The sequence below is a fragment of the Candidatus Pantoea multigeneris genome, assembly GCF_011752615.1.
Taxonomy (GTDB): Bacteria; Pseudomonadota; Gammaproteobacteria; order Enterobacterales; family Enterobacteriaceae; genus Pantoea; species Pantoea multigeneris.
This window is the reverse complement of the sequence record NZ_VWXF01000002.1, coordinates 360433-372775: the sequence shown is the minus strand read 5'-3', so window position 1 is coordinate 372775 and position 12343 is coordinate 360433. Positions and strand designations below refer to the sequence as shown.

The 12343-nt window shown below is 53.5% G+C and carries 8 protein-coding genes; 2 read left to right on the top strand and 6 right to left on the bottom strand.

Translation table 11 applies throughout. The annotated features are described in order from the left end of the window. Positions 1 to 376 precede the first annotated feature (376 nt). A complete protein-coding gene (sstT, locus tag F3J40_RS07175; RefSeq protein WP_017347457.1) occupies positions 377 to 1618 on the bottom strand; it encodes a serine/threonine transporter SstT in 1242 nt (413 codons plus the stop codon). A 398-nt stretch (positions 1619 to 2016) separates the two neighbouring features. Between sstT and F3J40_RS07170 the strand changes: the two genes are divergently transcribed. Beyond that, on the top strand, positions 2017 to 3705 hold the full coding sequence (locus tag F3J40_RS07170; protein ID WP_167013285.1) for a chloride channel protein: 1689 nt from the start codon (positions 2017 to 2019) through the stop codon (positions 3703 to 3705). A gap of 61 nt (positions 3706 to 3766) precedes the next feature. Here the strand turns inward: F3J40_RS07170 and F3J40_RS07165 are convergent, their stop codons facing one another. The 4 genes from F3J40_RS07165 to F3J40_RS07150 form a co-directional block, all read right to left on the bottom strand. Continuing rightward, positions 3767 to 5239: a pyridoxal phosphate-dependent decarboxylase family protein gene (locus tag F3J40_RS07165; protein ID WP_167013283.1), complete on the bottom strand. Its 1473-nt coding sequence runs from the start codon at positions 5237 to 5239 to the stop codon at positions 3767 to 3769. Between the two features lie 18 nt (positions 5240 to 5257). Continuing rightward, positions 5258 to 6643, bottom strand: coding sequence for a diaminobutyrate--2-oxoglutarate transaminase (locus F3J40_RS07160; protein ID WP_026042573.1), 1386 nt, complete (start codon positions 6641 to 6643; stop codon positions 5258 to 5260). Positions 6644 to 7102: 459 nt separating this feature from the next. Beyond that, positions 7103 to 7606 carry a M48 metallopeptidase family protein gene (locus F3J40_RS07155; RefSeq protein WP_167013281.1) on the bottom strand — a complete coding sequence of 168 codons (504 nt, stop codon included), beginning with the start codon at positions 7604 to 7606 and terminating at the stop codon, positions 7103 to 7105. Between the two features lie 74 nt (positions 7607 to 7680). Further along, the gene (locus tag F3J40_RS07150; protein ID WP_167013279.1) at positions 7681 to 8691 is read right to left on the bottom strand and encodes a hypothetical protein; all 1011 of its coding nucleotides are present in this window, start codon (positions 8689 to 8691) and stop codon (positions 7681 to 7683) included. A 234-nt stretch (positions 8692 to 8925) separates the two neighbouring features. Between F3J40_RS07150 and rlmG the strand changes: the two genes are divergently transcribed. Then, complete coding sequence (gene rlmG, locus F3J40_RS07145) at positions 8926 to 10044, top strand: 23S rRNA (guanine(1835)-N(2))-methyltransferase RlmG (RefSeq protein WP_167013277.1); 1119 nt, start codon at positions 8926 to 8928, stop codon at positions 10042 to 10044. 37 nt (positions 10045 to 10081) lie between these two features. On the opposite strand, the gene F3J40_RS07140 is transcribed toward rlmG, so the two are convergent. Continuing rightward, positions 10082 to 12091 carry an NADPH-dependent 2,4-dienoyl-CoA reductase gene (locus F3J40_RS07140; RefSeq protein WP_167013275.1) on the bottom strand — a complete coding sequence of 670 codons (2010 nt, stop codon included), beginning with the start codon at positions 12089 to 12091 and terminating at the stop codon, positions 10082 to 10084. Positions 12092 to 12343: the final 252 nt, after the last annotated feature.

Genomic DNA, 12343 nt, shown 5'->3' with positions numbered 1-12343 from the left:
TTATTTCATTGCTGAAGCGTCTGGGTGTGTTGCCAGGTCCGTCCGGAACTTATTTGAGCTCTGTCGTAAAGGCCAGAAAAAGTATGAATAACTGTAACAAATATCCCTCTGGCGAGACAGTCTATTCTCACTGGCAGCAGGTGTTTTACCTTGTGCTGAGCAGGGTAAAAAGGAGCTTTACACGAGCTGACATTATTGCGTACTAACTAAACAGTTTGCGCGTGATTCAGGCAAAAACAAGCTCGGCAGCAGTAAAACCTGATTGGTTGAGGCGAGGTGTAAGTGGTGCAGGGGGAGGAGGGAAGCGATCAGTCTAAGGGAGTGGCATTCAGGGCCAGCGGCAAGCCAGCCCTGAATCGATGAACATGATTACGCGTTACGCGTTACGCGCTTCACGTTCCTCTTGTGCCTGAACCGACTGGCATACCGCAGCGGTAAACAGAATATCGGTTGAAGAGTTCAACGCAGTTTCGGCAGAGTCCTGCAAAACGCTGATGATGAAGCCCACGGCAACCACCTGCATAGCGATATCATTTGGAATACCAAACATATTCGCGGCAACCGGGATCAGCAGCAACGAACCGCCAGCCACGCCGGAAGCACCACAGGCGCACAGTGCGCTCAGTAAGCTGAGCAGAATGGCAGTTGGGGTATCAATGTGGATATCCAGCGTATGCACCGCTGCCAGCGTCAGTACCGTAATGGTAATGGCTGCGCCAGCCATGCTCATGGTGGCTCCAAGAGGAATAGACACGGAGTAGGTGTCTTCATCCAGGTTGAGGCGTTTTGCCAGCGCCATATTCACCGGAATATTCGCAGCAGAACTGCGGGTAAAGAAGGCGGTAACCCCACTTTCACGCAGGCAGGTGAATACCAGTGGGTAAGGGTTACGGCGGATTTTCCAGAACACGATGATCGGGTTGAACACCAGCGCCATCAGCAGCATACAACCCAGCAGCAGGCCAAGCAGGTGGGCATATTGCCACAGCGTACCGAAACCGGTGGAGGCGATGATGGAAGAGACGAGGCCAAAGATGCCGATTGGCGCGCAGCGAATCACACAGCGAACTAACCAGGTCACCGCTTCGGCACTGTCCTGCAACAGTTTACGCGTGCCATCACTGCTGTGACGGAAGGCAAAGCCCAGGCCGATTGCCCATGCCAGGATGCCAATATAGTTGGCTTCCATAATGGCCTGAATCGGGTTAGACACGATGCGCATCAGCAGGCCATGCAGAACTTCTGCAATACCAGAAGGCGGGGTAATTGAAGCGTTCGCCGCAGTCAGTGCTAACTGCTGTGGGAAGAGCGAGCTGAAGAACACCGCAACCATCGAAGCCAGTACGGTACTGAACACGTACAGCACGACAATTGGGCGAATATTGGTTTTTTGTCCCTGGCGGTGACCTGAAATAGAGGCGATCACCAGCACGAAGACCAGCACAGGCGCGACGGCTTTCAGTGCGCCGACAAAAAGTTCACCTAACAGGCCCATATCCAGCGCCAGATCTTTTGAGATCCCCGCCAGAGCGATACCGGCAACCAGGCCGAGCGCGATTTGAGTCACCAGGTTGCCCGCAAAGAGCGAGGCCAGGCGTCGTGGAAGCGATGTTTGCATAACGTTATTTTGCCTTATAGCGAGATAGTATGCCTGGCAGGTGGAAACGTTGCCTGCCGGACAGTTTGCCCGCCGGAGTATAAGGAAAAGATCACGTGAGGAAAGAGATAATTCTGTTTTTACGGCGCGGATCGTACTTTTTTTGTGCTGCCAGAAAGATATTTCTTATCCATCAGGCCCGTCTTGTGGTTTTTAGACGCGATAAAACAGGGTGAAATGCTTAACTTGTAGCAGATTAATGTGCATATTTTGTTCAGTGCTTTATGCCGTTCACGGCTGAATGAATCAACCACGTGGTCGCAAAAGAGGGCACTGAAGTCGATTTGCAGGTTTGATTCAGCGATCGTCCTTAACCTATGATACAAGCCGCAATCTTTCAGGCAGAACGGGAGCCTTGGGTGAAAGGAAGTAAACACGCACTGAACTGGACCACTTTGCTGGTCGCGATCCCGGTTGGGTTCGTGGCTTCCTGGGTAACGCTGGGTTTCCGTGAAGTTATTACCTTGATTAACCGCATTTTATTTCACAGCAATAATGAAATTACGGTGGCGATGCACGTTTGGCCGTGGTTCTTCTGGCCGCTGTTAGTGGGCGCAGGCGGGGTGCTGGCAGGGTTTTTCCTGCGCTACGCGGTGATGATTGAACAAAGAAAAACGGTAAAAACTGACTATCTGGAAGTGATTAATGCCCGGCTGGATGCCGTGCCCACGCGGACATCACTGTTCCGCGCGCTCTCTTCTATCGCCAGCATTGGCAGCGGCGCTTCAATCGGTAAAGAGGGGCCGATGGTGCAGCTGTCCGCTCTGAGCGGCAGCCTGATGGGCCGTTTTGTTCCGGCCTCCTTCAACCTTAAAAACAGCGATGTGGTGGCCATGGCTGCCGCTGCGGGGCTGTCATCGGTGTATCACGCCCCGCTGGCCTCGGCGATTTTTGTCGCGGAGATCGCGTTTGGCATCTCAGCGCTACAGCGTTTGATCCCACTGATTGTCTCCTCTGCGGTGGCGGTGATGACCATGTGGTCCCTTGGCCTGCGAAGCCCGCTCTATCCGCTGGTGGAGGCGCAGTTCCAGATGGACACCACCAGCGTCCTGTTTAGCCTGTTGATTGGCGTACTGGCCGGGCTGCTTGGCTGGTTGTTAATTAATCTGATTTCCCGCAGCAAAGCACAGTTCGCGCGGGTGCGATCGCTACCCCTGCGCTTAGGGATCGGTGGCTTTGCCGTGGGCCTGTTAGCACTGATCTCCACCGATATTTTAGGTAACGGTTACGAAGTGATCGTGAAAATTATCGATGGTGATTACCTGCTACCGATGTTGTTGCTGCTGCTGGTATTAAAAACCGCGGCGACTACCTTATCCGTGGGGTCTAACGCAGTAGGGGGTTTGTTCACGCCTTCACTTTTAATGGGCGCATTGCTGGGTGTTGCCGTCGCAACAACCGGAGCCATATTGCACCTGCCGGTGGGCAATACCTTGCTGTATGCCGCCGTTGGCATGGCTGCCGTGCTGGCAGCGGTCAGCCAGGCTCCGCTGATGGCGATGCTGATGGTGCTGGAGATGACGCTCAATAGCAGCCTGCTGTTCCCGGTGATGCTGGCTTCCGTGCTGGCTTCAATGGTGGTTTACCGGCTGCAATCCGCCAGCACCTATCCGGTTATCTCGGCGCATTTCAATCGATCCGAGGCAAAATACGATTTCGACAATATGCGCGTCAGTGAGCTGATTATTCCCGGCGCAGCCTTGCAGCTCCAGGAGTCAGTGGGCAAAGCGCTGGCGGTGAGTACGCTAAAACGAGAGCGCTATGTTTACGTGATCAATGCAGAAGGGCAATTCCTTGGGGTGGTATCGATCCATGAGATTTCCCGTCGCGTGCTGTCACAAGAGATCACCCTGGAATCACCAGTAAGCGTGGTGATGGATGATGATTTCCCCTGTGTGTTCCAGAACCAAAGCATGCGTGAAGGTTGGGAGGCGTTTGCGCGCGTAACACTGGAGCGTTTACCGGTGCTGAATAACCCGCAGGAACGTCGCTTTATGGGGGCGCTGACGAAGACCAGCCTGATTCAGAAAGCGCAGGAGTTTTTATAGCGGCATAAAAAAACGGGGTCGGCGCAATGCCAGACCCCGTTAATTGACTGATGGCTAATACTTACTTAGCCAGCAGCTCCTGACCTGTTTTTGCCACCAGTGCCAGCAGGATTTTGATATCTTCCAGCGTCACAGTTGGGTTCAACAGCGTCAGCTTCAGGCAGGTTACGCCGTTCGACTCAGTCACACCGACGTTAGCACGGCCTGATTCCAGCAGCGCATCACCGATTTTCTGGTTGAACAGGGCAATGTCAGCATCGCTGCTGTTTGCCATCTGCGCTGGACGGTAGCGGTACAGCACGCTTGCCAGCTGTGGCTGCATAACCAGTTCCAGGTCCGCTTCTTCCGTCACGTACTGGGCAACTTGTTGTGCGAGCGTTACACCGTGATCGATGATCGCAGCATACTGTTTCTGACCCAGTGCTTCTAAGCCCATCCACAGTTTCAGTGCATCGAAACGACGGGTGGTCTGCAGTGACTTGGAAACCAGATTTGGTACGCCAGCCGCTTCATCAAACTCAGAGTTCAGGTAAGCCGCCTGATAGCGCATCAGCTCGTAGTGACGTGCATCTTTCAGCAAGAATGCGCCACAGCTGATGGTCTGGAAGTACTGCTTGTGGAAGTCCAGAGTAACGGAGTCCACCAGTTCCAGGCCATCCAGGTAATCGCGATACTTCTCAGACAGCAGCAGTGCGCCACCCCATGCAGCATCAACGTGTACCCAGGTGTTGTGCTCAGCAGCAATACCTGCGATTTCGCGCAGTGGATCGATAGCGCCCGCATCGGTAGTACCGGCGGTTGCCACGATAGCCAGAACCTGCTCGCCGTTCGCCTGCGCTTCAGCCAGTTTGGCTTTCAGATCGTTGACGTCCATACGGGCGAATTCATCGGTCTTCACCAGCGTTACAGAGCGGTAGCCGAGGCCCATCAGCGCCATGTTCTTCTGTACAGAGAAGTGGGCGTTTTCAGAGCAGAACACTTTGATCTTTTTCAGATCGCCAGGCAGACCATCCTGCTGAACAGAGTGACCCTGACGTTTGAAGAAAGCATCACGCGCCAGCATCAGACCCATCAGGTTACTCTGGGTGCCGCCGCTGGTGAATACGCCAGCATCGCCAGCGGTGTAACCCACCTGTGCGCGCAGCCATTCGATCAGCTTCACTTCAATAATGGTTGCAGATGGGCTCTGATCCCATGAGTCCATGCTCTGGTTGGTGGCGTTGATCAGCACTTCCGCCGCCTGGCTTACAACCAGGCTTGGGCAGTGCAGGTGCGCCACACACTGCGGGTGGTGTACCAGCAGGCTGTCTTTCAGGAAAAGTTCAATCGCACGTTCAATCGCGGCCTGGTTGCCCAGGCCCTGAGGATTGAAATCCAGCGCAATGCGCTCACGCAGTTCTGCAACGGTTTTGCCCTGATACATATAGGGCTGCTGCAACCAGTTAACAACAGCTTCGCTGGTTTGCGCGATTGCTTGCTGGTACGCCTCAATGCTCTCATTAGAGGCGGCCAGAATAGGATTTAACTCAGACATCTCGGTCAATTACTCCACTTAAACAGGTTTAACGCCTGCGGCGATCAGTGCCTGTTCAAATTTATCCAGGAAGATGTTGAGCTCTTCATTAGTGATCAGCAGCGAAGGCAGCAGACGCAGCACACAACCACCACGGCCACCACGCTCCAGGATCAGACCTGCTTCGAAGCACTTCTTCTGCACCAGCGCAGAGAGATCGCCATCAGCCGGGTAGCAACCCATGTGGTCCTGAGCTTCGTTAGGTTTAACGAACTCGATACCAATCATCAGGCCCAGACCACGGATGTGACCCATTACCGGGAAGCGTTTCTGCAGGTCGGCCAGTTTGCCTTTCAGCCACTCACCTTGTTCTGCCACTTTGCCCGCAATGTTCTGCTCTTTCAGCAGCTTCAGCGTGGTCAGGCCGGTCGCCATTGCTAACTGGTTGCCACGGAAAGTACCGGTGTGGTGGCCAGGTGACCAGGCATCGAACTGCTTTTTGATACCCAGTACAGCCAGTGGCAGACCGCCACCCACAGCTTTAGACATCACGATGATGTCTGGCTGAATGCCAGCGTGTTCGAAGGCGAAGAACTTACCAGTACGTGCAAAGCCAGCCTGAACTTCATCGATGATCAGCAGAATGCCGTGCTCTTGCGTCACTTTACGGATGCGTTGCAGCCACTCAACTGGGGCTGGGTTCACACCACCTTCACCCTGAACGGCTTCCAGAATCACTGCCGCAGGTTTGCGTACGCCACTCTCAACGTCGTTGATCAGGTTTTCGAAGTAGTAAGTTGCCGCTTTCACGCCAGCTTCACCACCGATGCCAAACGGGCAGCGGTACAGGTGTGGGTAAGGCATGAACTGCACTTCTGGCATCATGCCGTCTACCGCTTCTTTCGGGGACAGGTTACCGGTGACTGACAGCGCACCGTGAGTCATACCGTGGTAACCGCCTGAGAAGCTGATAACGCCAGCGCGGCCAGTGACCTTTTTCGCCAGCTTCAGTGCTGCTTCAACAGCATCTGCGCCAGATGGGCCGGTAAACTGCAGGCAGTATTCTTTACCTTCGCCTGGCAGCTGTGCCAGCAGGTATTCAGAGAACGCATCTTTTAACGGCGTTGTCAGATCGAGAGTATGTAACGGCAAGCCGCTGGTAATGACATTTTGGATACTCTGCAGTACGTCCGGGTGGTTGTGGCCTAAAGCCAACGTGCCAGCACCGGCCAGGCAGTCAAGATATTGTTTATTCTCAACATCCGTGATCCATACTCCTTGCGCTTGCGCGATGGCTAAAGGCAATTTACGTGGATAACTTCGTACATTTGATTCAAATTCAGCCTGACGGGCCAAATAAGTCTCGTTGTTACGGTTTGCAGAATTAGCTTCTAAAGTGTCAATACGGACTTTATCCGTCATCATATCTCTCCTACAACCAAGGCTTCGTGATACGCCCCAATTGAATAATTGAATTAAAAGTAACCGATTAGGTAAAAAGCGCGGCCAATATAAGGCTTCTTTGCTTTAGGCTCAATACATTCTTTAAAAAATGCCTTTTTTTTATAGCTATCAATGAGTTGTTGATAAATTGACCGCTATAAAACGCCGGGGAAATGTTACTTTATGGTTAATATTGCACACTTGTTAAGTGTGGTTTTAACCTGTTGTCGTAAGTAAAGATGAGAATAAACAGCAGCTTCTGGCCATCGGGAGATGAATAATCGTAATAAATACAGGGAGATTGATAGCGTGTGATTAACACTGCTTATTGGTTTTATGTTTTAGCCCTGCGTGCTGTTTTAGCGGTAAAAGAGGGTAAATGGGCAGGGCTGTAAATAAGGATTTCCAGTCACGGCATTGTTACGCATTATTACAGACGCTTCAGGCCGCGTTCCCCTTGAGTGCCTGATCCGTCATCCACAGGCGGGCATCGAACTCTAACTGATGATAATCCGGTTCCATATGGCAGCAGAGTTGATAAAACGCCTTATCGTGATTCTTCTCTTTGAGGTGTGCCAGCTCATGCACCACGATCATACGCAGAAAAGGTTCTGGAGCCTGGCGGAAGAAGGTCGAGATGCGGATTTCAGCTTTGGCTTTCAACTGGCTTCCTTGCTGACGCGAAATGGCGGTATGTAAACCGAGCGCGTGTTGCATCACCTTGATTTTATTATCCCACTGTACTTTGCTGAGCGGTGCCGCCTTGCGCATAAAACGGTTTTTAAAATCCAGCGTGTAGTCGTACAGCGCTTTATCACTGCTGATCTCATGACGTCCTGGATAGCGTTTTTGCAGCACTTCGCTGAGGCGCTGCTGATCGATCAGCGTTTGCACCTGAGTAAGAAGATGAGCAGGGTAGCCTTGCAGGTAAATAAGCGAAGACATGAGGTTCCAGTAGCCGTTATGAAGAGGGGGGTTAGCATAACATGAGACCGGCAAACTTTGCCGGTCTCTGTGATTTAGCGGGTACTGCGCTTCATATCTAAATCGCGAATGGCCTGTTCCAGTAGCTCATCATCAACCATCAACCGGGTGTCATGCTGCTCAATGTCGCTGTCTGGATGTTCATCCTCCAGAAACAGCCCGATATCGGTAACAAAGCTGTTCAGTGTTTTGTTGCGGCTGGCGATGTCTAACCCTTCACAACAGCTTTTTTGTGAGAAGTAGAGCTGTGCCGCAACGAAGTGGCTATGGATATTTTCCCGTGTGAGTGCGGCAAAGTCTTCCTTAGGCAGCTTATCCAGCACGGTGGCAATACGGATGCTTAATCCCGTGAGCGTGTTATCCCGCACTTCAGCCGCGTGAGCTTTCAGTAAATTGACGATGCTGGCTTTAGGGGCGAATCGTCCTTCACTCCAGTGGCGATCAAGGCTGTTCTGATAGGCTTTGGCGACGTTTAACGGGTCGCTGTTACTGCGGAGCAGGCGTTCTGGCGGTGGAGAGGCTTTTGGTTTTTTGGCCGCTGGCTGCTCAACCTCTTGCTGATAGCGTTTCGGCAAGGTAATGGTGCGTTTGGGGCGCGAGGCAGCAAGGCTGCTGGTGGGTTCTGCTGCGGTTTTTTCCTCAGAGATAACCACGCGAAAACTGGCCTTCTGGGGGTGCGATGCCAGAACGCGCCTTAGTTCTCCAGCCAGAGCGCGATCGCAAAACAGTGTACCGGCCTGCATCTGATCAAACAGGCCAGAGGGGAGGTGTGTGAGCTGTGGGTTCCCGCTGAAATCTACTGTAGCGACCTGTGCACTCAGCGTGATGTCTGGCAAGGAGGGCAAATTACGGTGGGCAAGATTCAGCGTCTGTGAAGGTGTGGTTTGCTGTTGTAAAAAAAGCTCAGCGGCGTGAAAAGCCTGCAAAGAGCCCGTGGACATCTGTTCGCTACGCCAGGCAATGATCTTCTCGCGGTCGCTGTGGTTGTCTTCTCTGGGCAGTGTGTGGGTATTGGCAGCGGGGGCTGGTGTGGTTAATTTGATCATGCAGTTCACTCATTTTATTAAGAATTGCTGTGTAGGTCGCTGAGCGTCAGCCAGCAGCGAGTTGCGCGCCGCCGTCAGATTGAGTGTTTTTCATGCGTGGAGAATTCATTTTGATGACAGAAAGATCATCGCTGTCATTAATGCACGATTAGAGATCCTGCGGGAAAGGCAGTATACTGCGCGCCCCTTTTAGCGGGGTTACTATTCAACCACCTGTGCCATGTCGGAGATCTCATGAGCCAACTTGACCTGAACGATCGCTCGCTCGTTCTGCATCGTTTTCCGTTAATGCGCGAAGAGAGCCCACTCCAGGCGTGGGATGCCGCCGATGAATATCTGCTGCAGCAGGAACTGCCTGCTGGCCCGGTGCTGATCTTCAACGACAGCTTCGGTGCGTTAACCACCGCATTGGCCGATCGCGACGTATGGCAAATCAGTGATTCCTGGTTAAGTCAGCAGGCCACGCGCCAGAACTTACAGATGAATCAGTTGGATGACTCCCGCGTCACCTTCCTCAGTAGCCTGGATTCGTTGCCCGCATCGCCAGCGGTGGTGCTGATTAAAGTGCCAAAAACCCTCGCGCTGTTGGAACAACAGCTGTATGCGCTGCGCCAGGTGGTAACGCCTGAGACGGTGATCCTTGCGGGCGCTCGTGCGAAAGAGATCCATAACTCCACGCTACAGCTTTTCGAGAAGTACATTGGTGAAACCAAAACTTCACTGGCATGGAAAAAAGCGCGTCTGATTTACAGCACTTTCTCTAACCCTGCGGTACGTGAACTGGCAGACAGCAGCGTCTGGACGCTGGACGGCACCCCGTGGCAGATCCATAACCACGCGAACGTGTTTTCACGTGGTTCGCTGGATGTGGGCGCGCGCTTCTTCTTACAGCATCTGCCGGACCAGATTGAGGGGGAGATTGTCGATCTCGGCTGTGGCAATGGTGTGATCGGTATGCAGGCGCTGGCGCAGAACCCAGAAGCTGAAGTGCATTTCCTTGATGAGTCCTATATGGCGGTGGCTTCCAGCCAGCGTAACGTAGAACTCAACATGCCGGATGATCTGGCGCGCAGCCATTTCCACGTGAATAACATGCTCAGTGGCTATCCTTCTGACCGTCTGCATGCGGTACTGTGTAATCCGCCGTTCCATCAGCAGCATGCCGTGACCGATCACTTAGCATGGCAGATGTTCCGTGATGCTAAACGCTGCCTGCAACACGGTGGTGAATTGCGCATCGTTGGTAACCGCCACCTGGATTACCACCACAAGCTGAAAAAGATGTTTGGTAACTGCACCCTGATCGCATCCAACCAGAAGTTTGTCGTCCTGCGTTCCGTAAAACTACGTTAACGGCGACTGTGGCATTCGGCCTGGACGTGCCGAATGCCTAAATCTGCAACGCCAGCTGGGTCGCCTGAGCAATCGCCCGGCGTGCATCCAACTCCAGCGCCACATCGGCTCCTCCAATCAAATGCAGGGGTTTCCCCAAGGCGCGTAATGCTGTTTCAAGCTCTCGCTGTGGTTCTTGCCCGGCACAAATCACCACGTTATCTACCGCCAGCGTTTCAATATTGCCTTCACGCCGGATGGTCAGACCGCGATCGTTGATGGCCAGATACTCAATACCGCCCCACATCAGCACTCCGCGTGATTGCAGGCTGGCACGGTGGATCCACCCGGTGGTTTTTGCCAGCGAGGCTCCGGGTTTGCCGGGTTTACGTTGTAGCAGCCAAATTTGACGCGGCGAGGGGTGTGGCTGTGGAGGGCATAATCCCCCGCGATGCTGGAGCTGAACATCAATCCCCCATTCCGCATACCACTGCTGCGGGTTCTCCTGCGGAGGTTGAGAGAGAAACTCTGCGGTGTCAAAGCCAATGCCTCCAGCGCCAATAATCGCCACACGTTGGCCAACCGACTGCTTATCGCGCAGCACATCGAGATAGCTCAGTACGCTGGGGTGATCGATACCGGGAATAGCAGGCATACGCGGGGCAATACCGCTGGCAAGAATCACTTCATCGGCCATCTGAACCCTGGTGGCCTCTACGCGGCAGCCGGTTATCACGGCAACACCCGCCTGCGCTAATTGATGGCGGAAATAGCGCAACGTCTCCCGGAACTCCTCTTTCCCTGGTATTTGGCTGGCAATCGTAAACTGCCCGCCAATCTCAGCGTTGGCTTCATAAAGCGTCACTTTGTGGCCACGCTGTGCCGCTTGTAGCGCAAAGGCCATACCCGCTGGCCCGGCCCCAATCACGGCGAGATTTTTTTGCGTTAACGCAGGGAAGACCGGCATCAGCGTCTCGTGGCAAGCGCGCGGGTTCACCAGACAGGAGGTGGTTTTACCGACGAAAATGCGATCAAGACAGGCCTGATTGCAGGCGATGCAGGTATTAATGCTATCGACCTCGCCGCGTTGGGTTTTGCTGACAAAGGCGGCATCAGCCAGGAAGGGGCGCGCCATAGAGATCATATCCGCACTGCCGTCAGCTAACAGCGTTTCAGCTACGGTGGGGTGATTAATACGGTTGGTGGCAATCACTGGCACCTTTACATGTTGCCGAAGTTGGCGTGCTACGCTGGCAAAAGCGGCGCGAGGCACGCTAGTGGCAATAGTAGGCACGCGTGCCTCATGCCAGCCAATGCCGGTGTTGAACAGGCTAACGCCACGTTTTTCCAGCTCACTGGCAAGCAGCAATGTTTCCGCCAACGTGCTGCCGTTGGGGATTAAGTCCAACATCGACAGGCGAAAAATCACGATAAATTCAGGCCCCGTGGCCTGACGTACGGCCTCTGTCACCGCCAGAGCAAAGCGCATGCGGTGCAGGAAATCGCCCCCCCATTCATCGTCACGCTGGTTGGTGTGTGCGACCAGAAATTGATTAATCAGGTAGCCTTCTGAACCCATGATCTCCACGCCATCATATCCTGCTTGCTGTGCCAGGGTGGCGCAGCGGGCAAAATCGGCGATAGTTTGCTGGATCTCAGCGGTTGTAAGGGCGTGTGGCTGGCGTGGATTAATCGGGGCTTGCAAAGCAGAGGGCGCGACCAGCCCAGCGGAGTAGCTGTAGCGTCCGGCATGGAGGATCTGCATGGCAATTTTTCCACCCTGCTGGTGCACGGCTTCGGTCAGTGTGCGGTGCCAGGCGCATTGCTCTGCATGCTCCAGTACCGCGCCTCCTTCCGCCACAACGCCTGCCTGGTTTGGTGCTATACCGCCGGTAATAATCAATGCGACCCCTTCACGTGCGCGCTCCGCATAGAACGCTGCCAGGCGCTCAGCGCCATCAGGGTGCTCTTCCAGGCCAGTGTGCATCGATCCCATCAGAAAACGATTTTTCAACTGGGTAAAGCCTAAATCGAGTGGGGTAAATAAATGCGACAGATTGGCAGGCATAGCAGCACACTCACAAGTGGTCGGATGAGTTTACTGTAGCGGTTTAAAACCCGATGAACATCATGGCAATGCTGGGGTGTGAGAGACATCAAAAAAAAGCAGGGTAGGTGAGTTATGAGAGCAGATACTGCAATATCTGCTCCCATGCACGGGAAGAAACTCACCCACCCCGCAATGACGGAAGGGTCGGCTAATGACTTAGCTCTTCTGTTTTTTCACTCCACACATCTTTTAGGCGCTACTTTTTGATGT